Source organism: Janthinobacterium agaricidamnosum NBRC 102515 = DSM 9628, assembly GCF_000723165.1.
Classification (GTDB): domain Bacteria; phylum Pseudomonadota; class Gammaproteobacteria; order Burkholderiales; family Burkholderiaceae_D; genus Janthinobacterium; species Janthinobacterium agaricidamnosum.
The window spans coordinates 3,527,337-3,549,803 of record NZ_HG322949.1 but is presented as its reverse complement, the minus strand read 5'-3'; the positions used below and the strand labels follow the sequence as shown (position 1 = coordinate 3,549,803).

Genomic DNA, 22,467 nt, shown 5'->3' with positions numbered 1-22,467 from the left:
CCTTACTCCTGCAGTAATATTGCTGTGTCGCAATGTTACTCTTGTTCTGGGTGGCTTAGCCAGCGGCGCGGCAGTTTAATGCAAGATTTTTTGCGGTGCAGCAGACTATTTCTGCGTCAGGCTGGCCACCAGGAAGTCGATGAAGGTCCGCATCCGTGCCGGCAAATGCGCGCGGCTGGGATAATACACGTACAGGTCGGCCGGCTCCAGCGTGTAGTCGGGCAACACGACTTGCAGGCGGCCGCTATCGAGATATTTGGCCAGGTCCCATTCGGAGCGCGGCAAGATGCCGTGGCCGTCGAGCGCCCAGCCCAGCACCACGTCGCCATCGTTGCTGGCCACCGCGCCGCGCACTTTGACGGTGTCCACCTTGCGGCCTTTTTCGAGCCGCCAGATGCCGTAGGCGTCGTCGTTTTGGCGGTGCAAGATGCAGCGGTGACGCGTCAAGTCGTCGGCCACCTGCGGCACGCCGGCCTGTTGCAGATAGGCCGGGGAGGCGCACAGGAAACGCCGGTTCGACATGATCTTGCGCGCACTGAGCCGCGTGTCCGGCAATTCACCGAAGCGGATGGCCAGGTCATACGCTTCCTCGACCAGGTTGATCGGCCGGTCGGTCAATTGCAGCCGCACTTCGACGTCGGGATGGCGCTGCGCGAAACGCGATACCAGCGGCGCGATCACGGTGCGCCCGAAACCCAGCGTGGAGTTGACCTTCAGCAAGCCCTTCGGTTCGGCGCGGCCGCTGGACACCGATTCTTCCATGTCGCGGATTGCGTCGAGAATCCGGGTGGCTTGCTGCAGATAGGTTTCGCCTTCGGCGCTGAGGCTGATGCGCCGGGTAGTGCGGTTGACCAGGCGCACGCCGAGCCGTTGTTCCATCAGCATCAAGCGCTTGGTCACCGCCGGCGGCGTGACGCCCAGTTCGCGCGCGGTGGCCGACAGGCTGCCCAGCTTGGCCAGCAAGACAAAGAACGCCAATTCCGACTGGATATCATTTTTCACTTGAAGTTAATAATGGTTTTCATTGCGGTAAATTATACGACTATGTTTGAATAGTATGCTTGCGGCATTCCTTCTTCCTTAAGAAAGCCCATCATGAAAATCGTCGACATCCGCGAAAAAACCATCCCGATCAGCTCGCCGATCCGCAACGCCTACATCGATTTCAGCAAAATGACCTTGAGCCTGGTGGCGGTGATCACCGATGTGATCCGCGACGGCAAGCCGGTGGTCGGCTACGGTTTTAATTCGAATGGCCGCTACGGCCAGGGCATGCTGATGCGCGAACGCTTCATTCCGCGCATCCTCGAAGCCGACCCGGCCAGCCTGGTCAGCGATGACGGCGGCAACCTCGACCCGCACAAGATCTGGGATTGCATGTACACCAATGAAAAGCCGGGCGGCCACGGCGAACGTTCGGTGGCGATCGGCACCATCGACATGGCGATCTGGGATGCGGTGGCCAAGATCGCCGGCCAGCCCTTGTACCAGTTGCTGTCGGAACGCTACGGCACCGGCACGCCGGACAAGAAAATTTTCGTCTACGCGGCTGGCGGTTATTATTATCCGGGCCAAAGCCATGACGCGCTGAAGGATGAAATGCGCAGCTATATCGACCGCGGCTACACGGTGGTCAAGAAAAAGATCGGCGGCGCCTCGCTGGACGAGGATTTGCGGCGCATCGATTCCATCATGGAAGTATTGCAGGACGGCCAGAAACTGTGCGTCGACGCCAATGGCCGTTTCGACCTCGACACCTCGATTGCCTACGCCAAGGCGCTGCGCCAGTACGACCTGTTCTGGTATGAAGAGGCGGGCGATCCGCTCGACTTCGAATTGCAAGCCACTTTGCGCAACTATTACGACAAACCGATGGCGACCGGCGAGAACCTGTTCTCGATGCAAGATGCGCGCAACCTGATCCGTTACGGCGGCATGCGCGCCGACCGCGACTGGCTGCAATTCGATTGCGCCTTGAGTTATGGCCTGGTGGAATACTTGCGCACGCTGGACATGCTGCAGCAGCACGGCTGGTCGCGCAGCCGCTGCATTCCGCACGGCGGCCACCAGATGTCGCTCAATATCGCGGCCGGATTGGGCTTGGGTGGCAATGAATCCTATCCGGATTTATTCCAGCCTTTCGGCGGTTTCCCGGATGGCGTATCGGTCGAGCAAGGTTATATCACCATGCCCAAGCTGGTCGGCATCGGTTTTGAAGGCAAGGCCAATCTGTACAGTGAAATGCGGGCGCTGAGCGGCCAGTGATGCCGGCCGCTGCATTGTTGATTACATCTTGTTGAAGGCGTCGGCCAGTTGCTGGATATCTTCTTGCCACGCCAGTTCGGCGGACTTCAATGGATGTCCGCCGCGTTCGCGCACCGGGTTGGCCGGCGGGCTCCATTCGGCGCCGGCCAGCGGCAGCGCATGCGCCATGTCCAGCCGTCCGGCGGCAATGTCGTCGCGCAGCCGGGCCAGCGCAAGGTGCGTCACGAAAGTGGTGTCCTGGGCGAAATGCTGCGCCATGGCGTTGACGGTGTCTCGGTTGACGGTAATGGGAGAGTTTGCTTTGAACTTCACATATAAAGCGTCGATTTTATTCTTGGTGACGATGATGTTCCACCTTTTGCAATGTGATTGAGGGCCTGCCATCACAATTGTATTGTCCAGGGCTTGCTATGTGCAAGTCCTGGACGGGCTGTGGACGATCAGCGTCAAGCAGCATCGCTTGCCAGGAACGCCGTCAGGTCGGCGCTCGAGCGCACCTTGCCGATGAAGGGGAACACATTCTTGATGGAAAATTCGTGCAAATCCGCCCGCAGGCTGGTCATCGCATCTTCGGCAAAAATCACCGCATAACCCTGGTCGGCGGCCGCGCGGGCCGTCGATTCGATGCCGAAATTGGTCGCGATGCCGGTCAGGATGATGGTGCCGATGCCGCGCCGGCGCAATTGCTGGTCCAGGTCGGTACCCTGGAACGCACCCCACTGGCGCTTGGCGATGACGATATCGCCTGGCTGGTAACCCGCTTGCGGCACCAGTTCGGCGGCGTTCTCGGGCAGCGGCGGCGCGGATGGCGGACGCGACAGCGCGACATCGGCCGGCAGATGCAGCAACTCTTTCACCAGTACCCGCACATACACCACCGTGCCGCCGCGCCGGCGCATCGCTGCAGCCAGTTGCACGCTATGGTCCAGCACTTGCTGCGCGGAGTGGGGCGCCAGTTCGCGCGCCACATTGCTGTGCTGCAGGTCGATCAGCACCAGCGCGGTGCGGCTGGGGTCAAACGAAATCGGGTTCATGCCGGCTCCTATATGTGAGGGTGTACTCAGATATTATACGTTATAATCTGAGCATGTCCTCAGATACCATGCCATCCTCTTCCGCCGTCCGGCGCAAACCCCAGCAGCGGCGCGGCGCCTTGCGCGTGCGCGCGATGCTGGAAGCAGCCGCCGAGGTGATGGGCGAGGTCGGCTATGATGCCGCGACGATGACGGCGATCGCCGCGCGCTCGGCGTCGTCGATCGGCGCCGTATATCAATACTTCCCGAACAAGGACGCCATCGTGCGCGCCTTGCGCTCCATGTATGGCGAGGAAATGGAGCGCCGCTGGGATGGCTTGATCGCCGATGCGGCCCCGCTCGGCGTGTTGGAATTGTCCGAACGCATCATCGATTTGATGGTGGGCTTTGTCATCGAACGGCCGGGTTATTTCGCGGTCTTGAATGCGCCGCTGAATTACCAGCGCGACGCCGATGCGCGCCATCGGCTGCGCGAAAAATTCGGCCGTGCCTTCCAGCAAAAACAGCCGGCCTTGAACGATGAGCAAGCCTTGCGCATGGCCAATGTCGTGTTGCAAGTGGTGAAAAGCCTGAATCCCTTGCTGTCGCCGGCCGGTGCGGCCGAGCGGCGCGCGCTGGTGGCCGAGTTCAAGCTGGTGCTGTCGAGTTATTTGACGGCGCGGCTGGCCTAGTTCTGTGCTTTAACTGTGCGATCACCGGCAAATCGGCGCTTCCCCTATAATCTCGCCATCATGAATTTTTTATCACACTATTTCCTGATGAAACGGTAGCCGCATGACTAAACTTTGGACATCAACCTGGCTGACGATGAGCGGCCGCGTGCTCGGTTCGTTGCTGGTGCTGCTGTCGGCGGCGTGGGGCGCGCTGGCCTTGTGGTATCACCTGGCGGGCGGTCTCGCGGCCCAATCGATCGGCGCCGTCTTGTGGGCCGCGCTGGGCATCGGTTCGGTGCTGCTGTGGTGGCAGCGCGGTTCGGCCCGCGCCTTGCTGCCGTATGGCGCGGGCTTTGTGTTGATGCTGGGCTGGTGGAGTCTCATTGCGCCGTCGCAAGACCGGGTCTGGGCCGACGACGTGTCGCGCATGGTCAGCGGCAGGGTCAATGGCAGCCTGGTGACGCTGGATAACGTGCGCAATTTCGACTGGCGCAGCGATACCGATTACACCGCGCGCTGGGAATCGCGCACGTATGACCTGGATCGCTTGAAAACGGTCGATGTGGCGCTGTCGTACTGGACCGGGCCGCTGATCGCGCACACGCTGGTGTCGTTCGGTTTCGACGATGGCCGCTACCTGACGTTTTCGATTGAAATCCGCAAGCAGCGCGGCGAAAGTTTTTCCGCCATCGGCGGTTTCTTCAAGCATTTCGAAACCAGTTTGATTGCCGCCGACGAACGCGATATCTTGCGCGTGCGCACCAATGTACGGGGCGAAGACATGCAGCTGTACCGCGCCATGATGCCGCGCGCGGCGATGCGTTCGCTGTTCATGGCCTATGTGGACGAGGGCTACGAACTGCAGCGCGCGCCGCGTTTCTACAATACGTTGACGGCCAATTGCACCACCATCATTTTCGAAATGGCGCGCCGCATCGTGCCGGGCCTGCCGATGGATTACCGGCTGCTGGCCTCGGGCTACCTGGACCGCTACCTGTTCGACGTCGGCGCATTGGTACCAGGCTACACCTTCAGCCAATTGCGCGCGGCGGGCCATATCACGGCCCGCGCGCGCGCCGCCAACGAGACCCCTAACTTTTCGCAAGCGATACGCGCCGGCATGCCGCTGGCGCCGGCAGTCAAGCAATAACACACCGCGGGCATGGCCTGCTTTATACTGGCGGGTCTGATATCTGTTAAGGCCCGTTATGCCATTTTCTTCACTGGGTCTGATTCCCGCGCTGGTCCGCGCTGTCGACAAGGCCGCTTACACCGCGCCGACCGCGATCCAGGCCGGCGCCATTCCCGCCATTTTGCGCGGCAGCGATGTGCTGGGCGCGGCGCAGACCGGCTCGGGCAAGACCGCCGCGTATTCTCTGCCGCTGCTGCAAGCGCTGATGGCGCCCGCGAACGGCCCGCGCCAGGTGCGCGCGCTGATCCTGGTGCCGACCCGCGAACTGGCGGTCCAGGTGGGCGACACGCTCACCGCGCTGGCCAGGCACTTGCCGCTGCGCCTGAAAATCGCCGTGCTGTTCGGCGGCGTATCGATCAATCCGCAAATGATGGGCTTGCGCGGCGGCGCCGACATCGTCGTCGCCACGCCGGGCCGCTTGCTCGACTTGATCGACCACAATGCCTTGACATTGTCCGGCGTCGCCATGCTGGTGCTGGATGAAGCCGACCGCTTGCTGGACCTGGGTTTCAGCGAAGAATTAAAACGCATCCTGTCGCTGATGCCGGCCAGGCGCCAGAACCTGTTTTTCTCGGCCACCTTTCCGCCAGACGTGCAGGCGCTGGCCGACACCATGCTGCGTGATCCGGTGCGCATCGAAGTGGCCGCCGAGCCGCACAACGCGCCCGACATCGTGCAGCGCGTCATCAAGGTCGACGTGGCGCGCCGCACCCAGCTGCTCAAGTATCTGATTCTGCAAAACCACTGGGACCGGGTGCTGGTCTTCGTCGCGACCAAATACGCGGCCGAACACGTGGCCGGCAAATTGCAGCGCGGCGGCTTGCATGTCGGCGCATTGCACGGCGAATTCAGCCAGGGCACGCGCAGCCAGGTGCTGGCCGACTTCAAGGCTGGCCGCTTGCAAGTGTTGGTGGCGACCGACGTTGCCGCGCGCGGGATTGATATCGCTCAACTACCGGCCGTCGTCAATTACGACTTGCCCCGTTCCGCGGTAGATTACATACATCGCATCGGACGTACCGGCCGCGCCGGCGAAAGCGGCGTCGCCATCAGCTTTGTATCGGCCGATACCGAAGCGCATTGGCGCCTGATCGAAAACCGCAACGGCCTGCGTCTGGCCCGCGAACAGATCGCCGGTTTCGAGCCGGTGGCAGTGGCCAGGGCGGTGACATCGGTGACCGATACCGTCAATGGCGGCATCAAGGGGGCGCGCAAGAGCAAGAAGGATAAATTGCGCGAAGCGGCGGCAAAGAATGATCCGGTTGAGTAAGATGGATTGGACAGCATGGCTACTCAAGCTATCACCATCAGGCTATTGACCGCGGACGACGCCGGCGCATTCAAGGCCTTGCGCTTGCTGGCGATCGACAGCGATCCCGGTGCGATCGTGTTTTCGCGGGACGAAAAAGAAGCGCGCACGCTGCAGCAGATCGCCCAGCGCATTACGCCGGATGCCAGCCAGGCGGTGTTCGGCGCTTTTGACGGGGAACAATTGATCGGCATCGTCGGCTTGAAGCGCGGCGACTTGAAAAAGACGCTGCACAAGGCGACCATCTGGGGTGTGTTTGTCGATCCCGCTTATCGCGGCAAGGGCATCGCCGGCGAGTTGATGCGGGCGCAAATCGCCCGCGCCCGCGCCGACCAGGGCTTGTTCCAGCTGTACCTGGGCGTGAACGCCGACAATGCGGCGCCCAGGAAATTGTATGAGTCGCTGGGTTTTGTCGCCTTCGGTATCGAACCGCGTGCATTGCGGCTTGGCGACCAATTTTATGACGAACAGTTGATGACGCTGCAATTACAATAAACGGGGACATGCAATGGTGATGCGGATGAGGAGGCGGATAATAAGCGGCCTGGCCTGGATGACGCTGATGTGCCTGGCGCTGGCGGGATGCCAGACCGTCAAGCCGCCAGCGGGTGCCGGCGGCAATGCGCCGCATGATGCCGCCGGCGCCCCGGTCAAGCCGGGTGGCGATGACCTGGCCGCGACCTGGTTTAATCCGCCAGCCGAATTTCCCGGTATTTGCATGAAGCTGGCCAACAGCGGCGCCTTGCATTTTGTTGGCGGGTTTACTTTTTATAACCCCGGCCATTGGTCGTACGACGCGGCCAAGTCCGAACTGCGCATACAACTGGGCGGCAATCAGGCATTTCCGCTGGAAACGGCGCAATACCAGCTACAGCAGCATGCCGGATCGCTGCTGCGGATCGACGCCGCCAAACGCACGCTGGTCTATGCGGTAGGTCCGGAAACCGACACGCTGCATTTTGGCGGTTTTGTTTTCTATCGAAAGATTGCCTGCCCGAATTAACTCGCGCTGTCCTTGCCTGCCACCAAATCCATGCGCCGCCGCAAGCGTTGCGCTTCCTGCGTATCGCCGGCTTGCCGGGCGCGCAGCGCCTGCACGCCCAGCCAGGCCAGCAGCGGACGCGACCAGCCCTGCGCCGATGCGGTGTCGACCGCCGTGGCCAGCAAGGCCGGGCTGGCCCGGTTACTGCGGAACAGCACGCCGGCCGCGACCAGTTGCGCCAGCGGGTCCTTGATGGCCGCCACCGCGGCGGCGGCGGCCGGCTCCGAGCCGGCGCCGGCGGCCGCGCGATGCGGTTCCGGCAGCAGCGCGATATCGCCCGCTTGCGCCTTGCCGGCCAGATAGGCGGCATACGCGCGGTCGGCCGGAGCGGCGTCCTGGTTCAGTTGGTCGAATCCGCCGCAATCGTCGAAGACCAGGCTGGCCACGCGGGTGGCGCAGCGCACCAGCTCCAGGCGCGCCACCAGCTCGATCTTGCCGGTGGCGGAGATGGCATCGCGGGCGCGCTTGAATTCGCTGGTTTCGACCAGCGCCTTGCCGTTCAGGTAGGCCGCTTCAAAACGCTCGATCGAACTTTGCGCATTCATTTTCCAGTCGGGTACCGGCGGGCCGCTGGAGCAGCCGGCCAGCGCGGCGCTGATGGCTGCGCTGATCAACAGGCGCGACGTGAGTGACACTTTTTTCATGGCAGTTTGATCTCCGGATCGCGTTTGAACGGCCATTTGCGGTTGATTTCATTGACCAGCTGTTCGACCTTGCGCAAATTGGTTTCGACGTCGGCGCGCAGCGGCCCCAGGTCGGCGGTGGCGGCCCTGGCGTTGGCGCCGACGGCTTGCGCCTCGACCAGCACCGCGTCCAGTTTCTTCATGCTGTTGCGGGTGTCGGCCAGCAAGGCATTCAATTGCACGATGGTGGCCTGGGCGTCGGTCATCACGCCCTTGTCGCCGAACACGCGCTGGTTGGCGTTGCCGATCAGCCGGTCCGCTTTCAGGGCCAACTGGTCGACCGTCACCAGCAAGGTGTTGGCACGAGTCATCAGTTGCTGCGAATTCTTGTCGTCGCCGGCGATCAGGCCCATCGCGCCGGCCGGGCCATTCAGCTTGCCGGTGACGTCCTGCACATTGTGCAAGGCCTTGTCGAGCGAAGAATCGGCGGCGGTCAAATTGCCCAGGTTGGCCAGCAAATCCTTGGCGGCGGCCAGCAATTTCGGAATTTCCGCGCCGGGGTCGCCGATCAGCAAGTCGCGCGAGGCGCCGTCTTGCAGCGGCGGATCGTCCGGGATGCCGCTGAAGGCGCGCAGCTTGGCGCCGCCGACCAGGCCCCGTTCCAGCGTAAAGATGCTGCTGCTGCGCAACCAGTGCGCATCGCTGCGCGGCACGTCGATCAGCACCCGCGCCTTGCCGTCCGGCCCCAGTTCGATGCGCCGCACGCGGCCGACCGGGAAGCCGGAAAAGGTCACGTCCATGCCGACCACCACGCCGTCCGAATCGTCGGCCTTCAAGATCAGCCGCTGGGTCGCTTCGAAGGCGCCGCGCGCATACATCAGATACAGTACCGAACCGGCCACCAGCACGAACATCAGCACCAGCAAGATGCCGGCCTTCAATTCAGCGTTGCGCACCGGCGGCGCGGCCGGCAGCGCGGCGTCCGGGATTTCAGCGGGCGTAGGGATTTTTTCAGTCATGGTCTGGCGTCTTTATTATTAATAGTAATTACTGATCAGCGAGGCAATCTCGATGATCAATATCACGGAAAACAGGCGCAGCATTTCGGACAAGCCATGCGCCGCCATCAGGCGCTGGTAGCGTCCGCCGGATGCATCGTCATAAAACGACGACGCCATCGGGATCAAACCGACCGCGAAACTGAAAAATACTACTTTCAGCATCAGGATCAGCGCCACCGCCGGATTGAAGATCTGCCCGACCACCCGGGTATAGCCTTGCAGCGCCCACGGCGTAAAACCGTAGATGGTCAGATAGGCCAGGATCAGCGACATTACGCAACTGACGGCGGCCAGCATCCATACCGCGAAGATGCCGGACATGACGCGCGGGAAAAACTCGCGGCGCAGCAAGTCGGCGCCCTGGCGTTGCAGCGTGGTCAGCGCGCCGCTGGCGCGTAGCTGGGCAAATGCGATTCCGTCCGGCAAGGTGATGCGCAGCGCGACGAATAGCGCGGCCGTCAGCGGTATCAATTCCAGCACCAGCACGCGCACCACCATTTCCAGCGCATAACGCGACAAGCCGTAGCTGAGGGCGGTGACCACCACGATGCGTATCAGCACCAGGCTGACCAGCGCCGTCAGCACGGTGAACCACAGCAAATTGGGGGTGGTGCTGAGCACGATGCGGCGCGCCAGCACAGGACGGTGGGACTTGCTGAAACTGGATGGCGACAGGCCCAGCGAGAAAATCAGCACGGCGAAATGCACCAGGCGCCACCAGCTGTAGAGCCATAACATGGCGCCGCGGTGCACGCGGCGCAAACCGGGTAGTAGCGAGACAGGTGAAATCATGTTGGCATCTTATCACTCGCTACCAGACAGGCACGGTCAATTGTGCGGGCCGGCTGGAGCGATACGCTGGTTTGCATTGTAGTTACTTTCCAGGAAACGAGGCGACAATCGCGTCGGCAGCCGCGCGCACCCGCGCCGAGCGGCTCAAGTCGCTGTGCATGACCAGCCACACATCGTAATATTCGATACGCTCGGGACAGATGCGTTGCAGCCGCGGATCGATATCGCCCAGGTGGGTCGCCAGTTCGGCGATGCCCAGTCCGGCCGCGCATGCTTCCTGCAGCATGATGCCGGTATTGACTTCCATGACCACGCGCGCCTTGGCCACCGGCACGCCGCAAATTTTTTCGGCATGGCGCGGCGCCACCGAGTGGTGATAGATCACGATGTCATGCCCGGCCAAGCCAGCGCCGGCTTGCGGTTCGCCATGTTTTTCCAAATAACTTTTGGCCGCGTACAAGCCCAGGCCGCGCTTGGCCAGGTGGCGCGAAATCAGGTCGGGATCGGTCGGCCGCGGCGAACGCACGGCCAGGTCCGCTTCGCGCCGGGTCAGGCTGGTGGTTTGCGTGCCGACCATCAGTACGATGCGGATGTCGGGATGGCTGGCATGCAGGCGCTGCATCGCGGCAATCACAAAATGGCTGGCCATGGTGTCGGTAGTGGCTACCCGCACGGTGCCGGACAGGCGGTTGTCGATGCCTTGCATTTCGCGCTGCAACTGGTCGGCGGCGCGCTCCATCAATTCGGCGGCGGTCAGCGCCAGTTCGCCGGCGGTGGTGGCGACGTAGCCGCTAGGCGTGCGCAGGAACAGCCGCGCACCGAGCGAATCTTCCAGCGCGGCCAGGCGCCGGCCGGCGGTGGCCTGGTCGATATGCAGCAGCGACGCCGCGCCGCGCAGCGTGCCGGCGCGGTAAATGGCGAGAAAGATGCGGGCGTTGTCCCAATCCATCAATTGTCCCAATCCATCAATTATTCCACTCCACAGGTTTCCTCCCGAATCAAGCGCCATGCATTTTTGCATCGGTGTGCCGATATTATGCGTCTTTACTGCATTGCGCAAGCGGTCCTACAATGCCTATTTACTCGTACCTGGCAGCAAGGATGATCGTGTCTACTTCTTTGAATAAACAACAGCCGGCCGGCATGCTGGTGCTGGCCACGCTGGCGGTCGGCTTTGTGATGGCGATGATCGACGTCACCGCCGTCAACGTCGCCTTGTCCGATATCGCGTTGAGCCTGGATATCCCGCTGACCGGTCTGGTGTGGGTGATCGACGGCTACACGCTGACGTTTGCCGCCTTGCTGCTGGCCGGCGGCGCGCTGGCCGACCGTTTCGGCCCGAAAACGGTGTACCAGGGCGGCCTGGCGCTATTTATCCTGGGATCGATTTTGTGCGGCGCGGCGCCGGGCGGCAATGCGCTGATCGCGTCGCGCCTGTTGCAGGGCGCCGGCGCGGCGCTGTTCATGCCCAGTTCGCTGAGCTTGCTGACCCATGCTTATGAAGACGAGCGCACCCGCACCAGGATGCTGGGCAGTTGGTCGGCGCTGGTCGGCATCGCCGGCGCCAGCGGACCGCTGATCGGCGGCTTGCTGGTGCACCAGTTCGGCTGGCGCAGCGTGTTCTGGGTGAATATCCCGATCGGCCTGCTGGGCATCGTGCTGGCGCAAGTGCTGATAGCGGCGCCGCCGAAACAGCCGCGCGACTTGTCGCTGCTGAGCCATGCGCTGGGCGTGGCCGCGCTGGCCGGGCTCAGTTTTGTGCTGATCGAAGGACCTGCGCTGGGCTGGACCTCGCGCCAGGTAATGACCGCCGCCGTGCTGACGGTGTGTGCGGTGCTGGCGCTGCTCGCGCGCGAACGGGCCGGCAAACATCCCTTGTTGCCGCACGCCTTGTTTGACACCAGCAGTTTCGCGGCCGCCAATGGGGTCGGCTTCATGATCAACTTTGCCGTGTTCGGCCAATTGTTCTTGCTCAGTTTATTCTTGCAGCAGGCGGGCGGGGCGGACGCCTTGCATTCTGGCCTGAAATTGCTGCCGATGATGGCCGCGTTCACGGTCGGCAACTTCATGTCGGGGCCGATTTCGGCGCGCGCCGGCAAGCGCAAGCCGATGCTGTTCGGTCTGCTGTCTGCGGCGCTGATGGCGCTCGTCTTGACCCGCTTGACACCGCATACGCCGTTTGCCTTGCTGGCGCTCGGTACGGCGCTGATGAATGTATCGATCGGGATAGCGATCCCGGCGATGACGGCGACGGTGATGCAAGTGGCGGGACGGACCTATGCGAACAGCGCGGCGGCCGCCTTGAACGCCAACCGGCAAGTCGGCGCGCTGGTCGGCGTGGCCGTGATCGGCACGGTGTTGCACAGCGTACCGGACTGGACCTTGCGGCTGCCGCTGGCGTTCAGCCTCATCGGCCTGGTCTATCTGGCCGGCGCGTGGCTGGTGTATCGGCATATCAGCATGCCGGCATCGCAGCCGGCGGCTGGCGGGGCAATGCTTACGCCGGAATAAGGCCGCAGCGAGAGTGATACGGCTTCATCTCGGCATGATATATCAGCGGCTGCGCCATGCGATCATTTCGGCGATGGTCAGGATCGGCATGCCGTGCAAGGCGGCGAAGCGTTCGATGTCTTCGCCGCGCATCATGGTGCCGTCCGGATTCATCAATTCGCACAGGACCGCCGCCGGGTTCAGACCGGCCATCGTGGCCAGGTCGACCGAGCCTTCGGTGTGGCCCTTGCGGGCCAGCACGCCGCCCGGCGTGGCGCGCAGCGGGAATACGTGGCCCGGGCTGACCAGGTCGCCCGGCTTGGCGTCCTTGGCCACCGCCGCGCGGATGGTGGTGACGCGGTCGGCCGCCGACACGCCGGTGGTCACGCCGTGGCGCGCTTCGATCGACACGGTGAACGGCGTGCCGTAGCTGCTCTGGTTGTCTTGCGTCATCGGCGCCAATTCCAATGCGCGCACCGTGTCGGCCGGCAGGCACAGGCAAACGATGCCGCTGCACTCGCGTATCATCAGCGCCATCGTTTCGACGGTCAGCTGGTCGGCGGCGACGATCAGGTCGGCCTCGTTTTCACGGTCGAAATCATCGAGCAGGATCACCGGGGTGCCGGCGCGCATCGCGTCCAGCGCCGCATGGATGCGGCCTTCCAGGTCGGTGGAGATGAGGGTAGGACTGGTGTTGTTGACTAACATAAAGAAACGCTCCTCGCACAGGCGAAAAACGCTCCAGGGCAAGCGAATAGACGAGTCCGGCCATGGCGCAAGTGCCCCAGGCCGCACCGCTGTCAGCGGTGTCCACGTTTACTGCACATCTTCTTTCATCCGGACTATACCGTCGGCCCTGGTTTCGCACCAGATCTGCTGACCTTGCCGTATTAATATCGCACCGCAAGCGCTCGCGGGCTCAACCGTTGCCGGTTTTACCGCCGGTGGGGAATCGCACCCCGCCCCGAAGACGTATGGTTACCGGTCACTCGACCGGCGCCGCCAGTGTAGCAGAAACCGAAAAATCCGGCACAGGCCGGCATCAAGACCGCCATCATCAGTTTGTTTTAAGGATGAGCACAGGGAAATCGGTGTACTGTATGGCTAATTTTAGTTTTCACGAGACAACATGAAATCCAGCCCCCTCAAAACGATTGCCGGCGCCTTGTTATTGGCCTGTGCGCTGCTGGCCCATGCCGAGGTGCGCCTCGGCGATCCGCTGCCGCTGTCGTCGGACGTCACGGTCGGCAAGCTGGCGAATGGCTTGACGTATTACATACAAAAGAATGGCAAGCCGGAAAAGAAGGTCGAGCTGCGGCTGGTGGTCAAGGCTGGCTCGATCCTGGAAGATGAAGACCAGCAAGGCTTGGCGCACTTTACCGAGCACATGGCGTTTAACGGTTCGACCCATTTCAAGCGCAATGAATTGATTTCTTACTTGCAATCGATCGGCGTCAAATTCGGCGCCGACTTGAACGCCTACACCAGCTTCGATGAAACCGTGTATGTGTTGCCGATTCCAACCGACAAGAAGGAAAACCTGGAGCGCGGTTTCCTGGTGCTGGAAGACTGGGCGCACGGCTTGTCGTTCAACGACGCCGACATCGACAGCGAGCGTGCCATCATCCTGGAAGAGGCGCGCCTCGGCAAGGGCGCCGGCGACCGCATGAACAAGGTCTTGCTGCCGAAATTGCTGAACGGCTCGCGTTATGCCGAGCGCATGCCGATCGGCAAGGAAGACATCATCCAGCATTTTCACTACGATGCGATCAGGCGCTTTTACAGGGATTGGTACCGGCCCGACTTGATGGCGGTGGTGGTGGTCGGCGATATCGAACCGGCCGCCGCTGAAAAAATGATCCAGGCACATTTCGGCAAATTGACCAATCCGGTCAATGAGCGGCCGCGGCTGTACGCCAAGGTGCCGGTGCGCGACCAGACCGAGGCGCTGGTGATCACCGACAAGGAAGCCGACAGCAACAGCGTGTTCATCCGCTACCCGATCCGGGAGGCCAGGGAGCCGGTGACGATCGCCGATTACCGCCAGAAAATGATCGAAAACCTGTATGGCGGCATGCTGGGCGCGCGCATGCAGGAATTGACGCAGCAAGCCAATCCGCCGTTCATCCAGGGCGGCGGCGGGATCGGCAAGCTGGTGCGCGGTTATGAATCGTTCAGCGCCTACGCGATGATCGGCAAGGCGGGGGTGGTGCCTGCTATCAATGCGCTGGTGCAAGAGGATGAGCGGGCGCGCCGTTTCGGTTTCAGCCAGGCCGAGCTGGACCGGGCGCGCGCCAATATGCTGCGCAACTATGAACGCATGTACAAGGAGCGCGACAAGTCCGATTCTTCGGCTTATGTGGCGGAATTCATGCGCAACTTCCTGGAGCGCGAATCGATCCCGGGCATCGCCAACGAATACAGCTATGCCCGCGAATTGCTGCCGCAAGTGAGCTTGGCCGAAGTCAACCAGGTGGCGGCGACGCAAATTCCGGCCGGCCAGAAAAAGCTGGTGGTGTATATGGGCACCGAGCACGGCGCCAATAGCGATGGCGTGCCGGGCAGCGCGTCGCTGCTGGCCGCGGTGGATGCCGCCGAACGCTTGCCGCTAGTCGCCCGGCAAGAAAAAGTGCTTAGCAAGCAGCTGATGGATGCACCGCCGCCGGCTGGCGCCATCGCATCGGAAAAAACCATCGCGGAACTCGGGGTCACCGAATTGACCCTGAGCAATGGCGTCAAGGTGATGCTGAAACCGACCGACTTCCAGAACGACCAGGTCTTGATGAGCGCGACGCGCTTCGGCGGCCAGTCGCTGTTTCCGGATGCCGATGTGTTCAATGCGCGCTACGCCGCTTCGATCGCGGGCCAGATGGGCTTGAAGACTTTCTCGCCATTCGATTTGCAAAAGATGCTGGCTGGTAAAACCGTTTACCTGGGCGCGTCGCTGGGTAACTTGAGCGAAAGCTTGCGCGGCGGCTCCAGCAGCGCCGACATTGAAACCATGCTGCAACTGGTGTACCTGAATTTCACGGCGCCGCGCAAGGATAGCGCGGTGTATCAATCCTTCATCAGCAGGCAGCAGGATATGGCGAGGAACAATATGGCGCAGCCGGAAGCGGTGTTTGCCGATACCGTGCAAAGCGCGCTGTTCAATGACAATCCGCGGGTGGCGAAAGTGGCGCGTCCGGAAGATTTCGACAAGGTCGGCCTGGACCGCACGCTGGAAATCTACCGCCAGCGCTTTTCCAGCGCCAAGGACATGACCTTCTTTATCGTCGGCAGTTTTGACCTGGCCCGCATCAAGCCGCTGATCGCGACCTATCTGGCCAGCTTGCCGGCCGGCAATATCCGCACCACCTACCAGGACTTGGGCGTGCGCCCGGTCGAAGGCGTGGTCAAGAAACAGGTATTCGCCGGCGCCGAAGCGAAGAGCGATGTATCGATCACCTTCACCGGCAATGCCGCGTATGGCGAAGACGCGAATATGAAGCTGATGGCGCTGACCGAGGTGATGAATATCCGCCTGATCGAAGAGTTGCGCGAGAAACGGGGCTTGATCTATGGCGGCGGCTTGCGCGCCGACTTGTCGAAATTCCCGTATGGCCACTACACCATCAGCGCCAACTTGCCGACCGGACCGGAAAAGGTCGATCAGGTGATCGCTTCCACGTTCGACGTGATCCGGCAAATGCAGGCCGACGGTCCGCTGGCCTCGGATCTCGACAAGGTCAAGGAAAACTGGATCAAGAACCAGGGCAAGTCGCTGCGCGAAAACAGTTATTGGCTGAACCGTTTGCAAGGCGCGGTGCAGCAAGGCACCGATCCCCGTTCCATCCTCGATTATGCGCAGCGGGTCAATGCGATCAGCACCGACGACTTGAGGCAGGCGGCGCGTCACTATTTTAATCTGGATAATTATGTGCAGGTAGTGTTGTATCCGGAAAAGAAAATAATGGCGTTGGCCAAGGCAAAATAAGGTATCTTGTGGAAACTGTATTGCTTGCTGCTAAACTATTACAGGTAACTGATAACAACTTGTAAAGGCAGCAAGATGGCTAAGAAGAAAGAAGAACTCGATCCAGAAACCCTGGCGTTGATTCACTGGTGTATCGAAGTGGAAGGCTTTCTGGTGGCCGGCGGGGCGACCCTGGAGCAGGCGCAAGAACATATCGAAGAGCAGGTCGAGTGGTTCACCGACCAATTCTATGATGGTTTGACGCCGCAGGAAGCCGCCAAGGAAGCCTTGGCCTGATGCAATAAATGAAAGAGGCGGCGCCGAGGCGCCGCCATTTTTTTATAACAATAAAATTGCGTGTATTAAAAAGCCTATGAAACTCCGTTCCCGTATTCTGTTGTTATGCGTCAGCACCTTACTGGGCATTATTTGCATCGCCTCGGTTTCCTTGTACTCGCTGCGCCAGACCATGATGACGGAGCGCACCGAACAGATCACCACCATGGTCGAGCTGGCCAATGCGGCGATCGAAAAAGCTTATGCGCTGGAGCAATCCGGCAAGCTGACGCGCGAACAGGCGCAACAGCAAGCCAAGCAAGCGATCGGCAGCTTCGTCAAGGATGAAATGTATTATTTCGTGCGCGATTACAGTACCGATTTACTGTATGTGCATCCGAACCCGGCGCGGGTCGGCACGCCGCAAAAGAATATGAAGGAATCGGGCGACCGCTACCGCGCGTCGCTGGCCCATAGCCGCATCGGGGTGGTGCAGGCCGATGGTACCCGGCCGAATGTGCAGGGGCCGGTGGCCAAGATGTATGCGGTGATCAAGTTCGCGCCGTGGGACTGGCTGGTCGGCACCGGCACCTATATCGACGACATCAACCATGAATTCTGGCGCCATGCCTTGACCTTGCTGGCCATCGGCGTTGCGCTGATGGTGGTGGTCGGCGGCCTGGCCTGGCATATGCTGCGCCGCATCGTGGCCCAGCTGGGTGGCGAGCCCGACCATGCTGCGGCGATCGTCGGCCAGATCGCCAACGGCGACTTGACCACCCATATCGAGACCCGGCCCGAGGACAATGCCAGCCTGCTGTTTGCGATCAAGGCGATGCGCGACAACCTGGCGTCCATCGTCGGCCAGGTGCGGCGCGACGCCGATGGGATTTCCACCGCGTCGGCCGAAATTGCCTCAGGCAACCATGACTTGTCGTCGCGCACCGAACAGCAAGCCGGTTCGCTGGAAGAGACTGCTTCGACGATGGAACAAATGACGTCCACCGTGCGCCAGAACGCCGACAATGCGCGGCAAGCCAACCAGTTGGCGATTTCCGCGTCCGAGGTGGCGAGCCAGGCTGGCGGCGTGGTCGGCCAGGTGGTCAATACCATGGGCTCGATCAATGCGTCGTCGAAGAAAATCGGCGACATCATCAGCGTCATCGACGGCATTGCGTTCCAGACCAATATCCTGGCCTTGAACGCGGCGGTGGAAGCGGCCCGGGCAGGCGAGCAGGGCCGTGGCTTCGCGGTGGTGGCGACCGAGGTGCGCAACCTGGCGCACCGCTCGGCCGCGGCGGCCAAGGAAATCAAGCAGTTGATCGACAGTTCGGCCGAGCAAGTCGAAGCGGGCGAAAAACTGGTCGCGCTGGCCGGCGCGACGATGGACAAGGTGGTGGCCAGCGTCAGGCAGGTGACCGATATCGTGGCCGAGATCGCATCGGCCAGCCAGGAGCAGAGTGCCGGCATCGAGCAAATCAACCATGCCATCGTCGACATGGATAATATGACGCAGCAAAATTCGGCGCTGGTGGAGCAGGCTTCGGCCGCCGCGCAGGCGATGAACGACCAGGCCGCCGGCCTGGCGCAGATTGTCAGCGTGTTCAAGCTGGACCAGCTTGCCGGCAAGCATGGCCATACGGTGCAAGCGGGTGTTAAGCGGACTCTTCTGAATTAATCGCCCAGGGCGTTTGCCTCGTTTGCCATCGCGCAAACGCTCTTTATTCATTTACGGAACTTCCCTCAAAATTCTCTGTCAAAACTCCTTAGGCCGGGCGCCAGCCTCGGCAGCACAAGGAGCATCAGCCTAGCGTTTGCACCAAACGAGGTGACCATGACAGACAGTTTTTCATACCACGCCGCATTTGCGCGCAATATCGGCTGGGTCACGCAAGCCGAGCAAGAGATATTGCGCGGCAAATGCATCGCCATCGCCGGCATGGGCGGGGTCGGCGGCGTGCATCTGCTGACCCTGGTCCGGCTCGGCATCGGCGCCTTCCATCTCGCCGACTTCGACCGCTTCGACATCGCCAATTTCAACCGCCAGGTCGGCGCCACCGTGTCCACGCTGGGCCAGCCCAAGGTCGACGTGCTGGCCCAGATGGCCAAGGATATCAATCCGGAACTGCTGATCCAGCGTTTTCCCGACGGCATCAACGACGCTAACCTGGCGGCGTTTTTCCAGGGCGTCGACCTGTATGTCGACGGCCTGGATTTTTTTGCCTTCGCGGCGCGCCAGTCGACGTTCGCCATGTGCGCCCGGCTCGGCATCCCGGCGATCACCGCCGCGCCGCTGGGCATGGGCGCGGCGCTGCTCAATTTCTTGCCTGGCAAGATGACGTTCGAAGAGTATTTCGGCTGGGGCGCTTTGCCGGACGCCGACAAGGCACTGCGTTTCCTGGTCGGCCTGGCGCCGTCGCGCTTGCATGGCGCCTACCTGGTCGATCCGTCGGCGATCAATTTGAAGGAGCAGCGCGGGCCGTCGACCATCATGGGCTGCCAGTTGTGCGCCGGCGTGGCCGCCACCGAGGCGTTGAAAATATTGCTGGCGCGCGGCAAGGTGTGGGCCGCGCCGCACGGCTGGCATTTCGACGCTTACCGCAACCGGCTGGTGCATACCTGGCGTCCCGGCGGCAACCGGCATCCGCTGCAGCGGCTGGCGATCGCCATCGTCAAGCGGCGCTGGGCCGCGCAAGGGGAATCAAGATGACGATCGATACCGTGCTGGAACAGATACTCGAGCTGGCGCGCTGGGCGCCCAGCGGCGACAACACCCAGCCCTGGCGCTTTGAAATCCTCGATGCGCGGCGGCTGGTGGTGCATGGCTTCGATACGCGCAGCCACTGCGTGTATGACCTGGATGGCCACCCGAGCCAGATTTCGCTGGGCGCATTGCTGGAAAGCATGGCGATTGCCGCCAGCGCCTTCGGCCTGGTCATGCAGGCGCAGCGGCGCGCCAGCCTGCCCGATACCCGGCCGACCTTCGACATCGTTTTTAGCGAGCAGGCCGGACTGGTTGCCGATCCGCTGGCCGCGTTCATCTTGCAGCGCAGCGTGCAGCGCCGCAAGCTCAGCACGCGCAGCTTGCGCAGCAGCGAGAAAAACGCGCTGGCCGCGGCGCTGCCGGTGGATTTCCGGGTCTTGTGGCTGGAAGGTTTCCGCAAACGGTGGGCGAGCGCGATGCTGATGTCGAACAATGCCCGGCTGCGGCTGACCATGCCCGAGGCCCACAAAGTACACCGCGCCGTGATCGAATGGAACGCCCAGTTCAGCCGCGACCGGATTCCCGACCAGGCGCTGGGCGTCGATCCGCTGACCGCCAGGCTGATGCGCTGGATCATGCAAAGCTGGCGCCGCGTCGATTTTTTCAATACCTTCCTGGCCGGCACCGTGGCGCCGCGGCTGCAAATGGATGTGATACCGGGCTTGTCGTGCGCGGCGCATTTTGTGCTGCTGGCCGAAGAACGTCCGTACGGCATCGACGATTATGTCGCGGCCGGCCGCGCGGTGCAGCGCTTCTGGCTGACTGCGACCCAGCTCGGCTTGCAATTGCAGCCGGAACTGACGCCGCTGATCTTTTCGCGCTACGTGCGCGATGCGCGGATCTTTTCGGCGACCGAAGGCATGCAGGAAGATGCGCGCGAATTATCGCAGCAGTGCGCCGCGCTGATCGGCGCGGAACGGCTGGAGCGGGCAGTGTTCATGGGGCGCATCGGCGCCGGCCCGGCGGCCAGGGCGCGGTCGACGCGGCGCCCGCTGGCCGATTTAATCTTGAGCAAGAACCTCGGGCCGGGGCCGAAAGCGGAGCCGGATCACTATCACGATAGCGGCCAGGACGCGATCCGCTAAGCGGACTCCAGGGGAGAGATATCATGCGAGAAATCAAACCGGCGCATATCGCTTTTTTCATCGCACTGCTGGCCTTGATCGTGGTGCTGGTGATCGCCAGCGAGGCATGCTTGTCGTCGCTGCCGCTGGGAGAGTTTCGCGGCGTGCTGTTATTCGTGGTCGCGTTGCTGTTGCTGTATGGCTATGCCTTGATCGTGTACCGCTTGTTCTTGCTGCTGATGCCGCTGCGTGAAGGCGTGGTGCCGCATGGCACGCGGGCGGAATTGGTGGCGAATGTGAATATCCTGTTTTATTTGTTGCTGTTCAATTCGCTGATCCGCACCCATTTCATTCCAGTGCCCTTGCTGCGCCTGATTTACCTGGCGCTGGGGGCGCGGCTGGGGCGCAATACCTACAGCGCGGGCGTACTGCTCGATCCGCCGCTGACCCATATCGGCAGCAACACCATCATCGGCCATGACGCGGTGATCTTTGCGCATGTGATCGAGGGACAGCGACTGGAATTGAAGTCGGTGCATATCGGCGACAACGTCACGATAGGCGCGACGGCGGTGGTGATGGCGGGCGTGACGATAGGCAATGGCGCGATTGTCTCGGTCGGCGCGGTGGTGACCAAGGATAGCCGCATCGGCGCCGATGAAATCTGGGGCGGCATACCGGCACGGTTGCTGAAAAGAAAAGGCGCCAGCGCCGCGGCGGCTTGAACGTTCAAGCACGCGCGGCCCCGGCTGCCGTCACACAGGCTTGCGGCGGCTGTTCAGGCACAGGCCGGCCAGGCCCAGCCCCAGCAAGGCCAGCGTGGCCGGTTCGGGAATGACTTGCAGCGGCGTGGTGACCAAGTCGACGCTGTTGACCGAATTCAAGGTCAACGTGTAATTACCCGCCACCAGCGGATTGGTGCGCGCCGCGAAGGCGCTGCCGCAGCCGGTGCCGATGCCGGTGCCGGCCGGTGCGCCGCAACCGTTGGGATCGTAGGTGAACAGCGTGCCCTTGGTCAGCGTATTGGTCGACAGATTGGTATTCAGGTTGGCGCCGTCGAGGATTTCGAGGCCGCCGCTGATGCCCGAGCCGAGCGTGCCGTCCGGCGCCCAGTTGAAGACGGTGGCGCCGGCCGCGTTGGTGATGGTGAAGGTCACCGACAGATTGGCGGTCGCCGCCGAACCGGGGCCGGCCAGCGCGTTCAGGAATACTTGCATGTATGGATCGGCGCTAAAGTTGAACAAGATCGTCGCGCTGGGCGAACCGACCACGAAGTCGACTGAAAAGCCGGTGGTCGAACCATTGCGCCCGGAAGCATCGGCGGTGCCGGAATTGTTCAGGAACGCTTCGGCCGAATTGACCGCCTGGGTCGTGGTCGCACCCGGCGGATTGGGCGGAAACTGGCTGCTGACGATTTGCGCATCGCCGCGCGAATAAGCGGGCCCGCCCTGGCCCTGCTGCGTGAAATCGTTTTGCCCCTTGGTGACGGCGCCCATTTTCGCTTGCGGCGCATCGATGAAGCCGGCGCCGCCGGTAATCATGCTGGCGTTGTTCAGCGTCGCGGTGGCGCGCGAGATATCGGTATTGCCGGCGATTGAAATCACGCCGGTCGGATTGGTGATGCTCAAGCCAAAGATGTTGTTGTGCGAATAACCGTAGGCTGTAGCATGGGCGCCATTGCTGGAGCCGAGCAGCATGATGGCCAGCGCCGCCGCGAAAAACGCATGAAGGTAGGACAGTTTCATGATGATCCTCTTCTGGTGAGGTGAGTCGGGGAGTAAGCGGGTCAGCCTGTCAAAACGGGGCTGTACGCTTTACTTAGCAACTTCCTTGCCAGAAGGAATATTTTCTTTTGAATCAAGCATTTACATCCGAAAAATTTTGAAAAGCCGTGCATATCGGCCGTGACTGTAAAGTATTCCGACAGCATGCCCAGCCGCATATCTA

General features: G+C 61.9%; 22 protein-coding genes and 1 riboswitch. Of the genes, 13 read left to right on the top strand and 9 right to left on the bottom strand.

Annotation, left to right across the window (positions count from 1 at the left end; all coding sequences use genetic code 11):
• Positions 1-105: 105 nt before the first annotated feature.
• On the bottom strand, positions 106-1,002 hold the full coding sequence (locus GJA_RS15075; RefSeq protein ID WP_038493606.1) for a LysR family transcriptional regulator: 897 nt from the start codon (positions 1,000-1,002) through the stop codon (positions 106-108).
• Between the two features lie 93 nt (positions 1,003-1,095).
• Here GJA_RS15075 and GJA_RS15070 point away from each other — a divergent pair, with 93 nt between their 5' ends.
• Complete coding sequence (locus GJA_RS15070) at positions 1,096-2,265, top strand: mandelate racemase/muconate lactonizing enzyme family protein (protein WP_038493603.1); 1,170 nt, start codon at positions 1,096-1,098, stop codon at positions 2,263-2,265.
• Between the two features lie 21 nt (positions 2,266-2,286).
• Here GJA_RS15070 and GJA_RS15065 read toward each other — a convergent pair whose 3' ends face one another.
• Positions 2,287-2,577 (bottom strand): hypothetical protein, encoded by a 291-nt coding sequence (locus GJA_RS15065; protein WP_144241552.1) that lies wholly within the window; start codon positions 2,575-2,577, stop codon positions 2,287-2,289.
• 134 nt (positions 2,578-2,711) lie between these two features.
• Positions 2,712-3,299, bottom strand: a complete 588-nt coding sequence (locus GJA_RS15060; protein ID WP_038493597.1) for an isochorismatase family protein — start codon at positions 3,297-3,299, stop codon at positions 2,712-2,714.
• A 68-nt stretch (positions 3,300-3,367) separates the two neighbouring features.
• Here GJA_RS15060 and GJA_RS15055 point away from each other — a divergent pair, with 68 nt between their 5' ends.
• The 5 genes from GJA_RS15055 (at position 3,368) to GJA_RS15035 (ending at position 7,456) form a co-directional block, all read left to right on the top strand.
• On the top strand, positions 3,368-3,970 hold the full coding sequence (locus tag GJA_RS15055; protein ID WP_242404551.1) for a TetR/AcrR family transcriptional regulator: 603 nt from the start codon (positions 3,368-3,370) through the stop codon (positions 3,968-3,970).
• A 103-nt stretch (positions 3,971-4,073) separates the two neighbouring features.
• On the top strand, positions 4,074-5,102 hold the full coding sequence (locus GJA_RS15050; protein WP_081905434.1) for an Lnb N-terminal periplasmic domain-containing protein: 1,029 nt from the start codon (positions 4,074-4,076) through the stop codon (positions 5,100-5,102).
• A 58-nt stretch (positions 5,103-5,160) separates the two neighbouring features.
• Positions 5,161-6,414: a DEAD/DEAH box helicase gene (locus tag GJA_RS15045; protein ID WP_038493591.1), complete on the top strand. Its 1,254-nt coding sequence runs from the start codon at positions 5,161-5,163 to the stop codon at positions 6,412-6,414.
• 15 nt (positions 6,415-6,429) lie between these two features.
• Positions 6,430-6,948 (top strand): GNAT family N-acetyltransferase, encoded by a 519-nt coding sequence (locus tag GJA_RS15040; RefSeq protein WP_038499966.1) that lies wholly within the window; start codon positions 6,430-6,432, stop codon positions 6,946-6,948.
• A 58-nt stretch (positions 6,949-7,006) separates the two neighbouring features.
• Positions 7,007-7,456, top strand: a complete 450-nt coding sequence (locus tag GJA_RS15035; protein WP_038493588.1) for a hypothetical protein — start codon at positions 7,007-7,009, stop codon at positions 7,454-7,456.
• On the opposite strand, the gene GJA_RS15030 is transcribed toward GJA_RS15035, so the two are convergent.
• The 4 genes from GJA_RS15030 to GJA_RS15015 all read right to left on the bottom strand — a co-directional run bounded on the left by GJA_RS15030 (position 7,453) and on the right by GJA_RS15015 (position 10,920).
• The gene (locus tag GJA_RS15030) at positions 7,453-8,139 is read right to left on the bottom strand and encodes a hypothetical protein (RefSeq protein ID WP_038493585.1); all 687 of its coding nucleotides are present in this window, start codon (positions 8,137-8,139) and stop codon (positions 7,453-7,455) included. The genes GJA_RS15035 and GJA_RS15030 overlap by 4 nt on opposite strands.
• Positions 8,136-9,137, bottom strand: coding sequence for an MlaD family protein (locus tag GJA_RS15025; protein ID WP_038493582.1), 1,002 nt, complete (start codon positions 9,135-9,137; stop codon positions 8,136-8,138). Before GJA_RS15025 ends, GJA_RS15030 begins: the two co-directional genes overlap by 4 nt.
• An 18-nt stretch (positions 9,138-9,155) precedes the next feature.
• Positions 9,156-9,971 (bottom strand): MlaE family ABC transporter permease, encoded by an 816-nt coding sequence (locus tag GJA_RS15020; protein ID WP_038493579.1) that lies wholly within the window; start codon positions 9,969-9,971, stop codon positions 9,156-9,158.
• Positions 9,972-10,053: 82 nt separating this feature from the next.
• Positions 10,054-10,920 carry a LysR family transcriptional regulator gene (locus GJA_RS15015; protein WP_038493576.1) on the bottom strand — a complete coding sequence of 289 codons (867 nt, stop codon included), beginning with the start codon at positions 10,918-10,920 and terminating at the stop codon, positions 10,054-10,056.
• 152 nt (positions 10,921-11,072) lie between these two features.
• On the opposite strand from GJA_RS15015, the gene GJA_RS15010 reads away from it, so the two are divergent.
• Positions 11,073-12,482, top strand: a complete 1,410-nt coding sequence (locus GJA_RS15010; protein ID WP_038493573.1) for an MFS transporter — start codon at positions 11,073-11,075, stop codon at positions 12,480-12,482.
• A 42-nt stretch (positions 12,483-12,524) separates the two neighbouring features.
• Here the strand turns inward: GJA_RS15010 and ribB are convergent, their stop codons facing one another.
• On the bottom strand, positions 12,525-13,169 hold the full coding sequence (ribB, locus tag GJA_RS15005; protein WP_038493570.1) for a 3,4-dihydroxy-2-butanone-4-phosphate synthase: 645 nt from the start codon (positions 13,167-13,169) through the stop codon (positions 12,525-12,527).
• Positions 13,170-13,282: 113 nt separating this feature from the next.
• Positions 13,283-13,437: riboswitch (FMN riboswitch) on the bottom strand.
• Between the two features lie 153 nt (positions 13,438-13,590).
• Between ribB and GJA_RS15000 the strand changes: the two genes are divergently transcribed.
• The 6 genes from GJA_RS15000 (at position 13,591) to GJA_RS14975 (ending at position 21,245) form a co-directional block, all read left to right on the top strand.
• Entirely contained in the window at positions 13,591-16,437 is a 2,847-nt protein-coding gene (locus tag GJA_RS15000; RefSeq protein WP_038493568.1) for a M16 family metallopeptidase, read from the top strand.
• A 75-nt stretch (positions 16,438-16,512) separates the two neighbouring features.
• Positions 16,513-16,713: a hypothetical protein gene (locus tag GJA_RS14995; protein ID WP_038493565.1), complete on the top strand. Its 201-nt coding sequence runs from the start codon at positions 16,513-16,515 to the stop codon at positions 16,711-16,713.
• 76 nt (positions 16,714-16,789) lie between these two features.
• A complete protein-coding gene (locus tag GJA_RS14990) occupies positions 16,790-18,370 on the top strand; it encodes a methyl-accepting chemotaxis protein (protein ID WP_051780933.1) in 1,581 nt (526 codons plus the stop codon).
• 156 nt (positions 18,371-18,526) lie between these two features.
• Entirely contained in the window at positions 18,527-19,402 is an 876-nt protein-coding gene (locus GJA_RS14985; protein WP_038493562.1) for a ThiF family adenylyltransferase, read from the top strand.
• Positions 19,399-20,541 (top strand): nitroreductase family protein, encoded by a 1,143-nt coding sequence (locus GJA_RS14980; protein WP_051780931.1) that lies wholly within the window; start codon positions 19,399-19,401, stop codon positions 20,539-20,541. Before GJA_RS14985 ends, GJA_RS14980 begins: the two co-directional genes overlap by 4 nt.
• Before the next feature lie 23 nt (positions 20,542-20,564).
• Entirely contained in the window at positions 20,565-21,245 is a 681-nt protein-coding gene (locus tag GJA_RS14975; protein WP_038493559.1) for an acyltransferase, read from the top strand.
• Positions 21,246-21,275: 30 nt separating this feature from the next.
• Here the strand turns inward: GJA_RS14975 and GJA_RS14970 are convergent, their stop codons facing one another.
• Entirely contained in the window at positions 21,276-22,265 is a 990-nt protein-coding gene (locus GJA_RS14970) for an EDSAP-1 family PEP-CTERM protein (RefSeq protein ID WP_038493556.1), read from the bottom strand.
• Between the last annotated feature and the right edge of the window lie 202 nt (positions 22,266-22,467).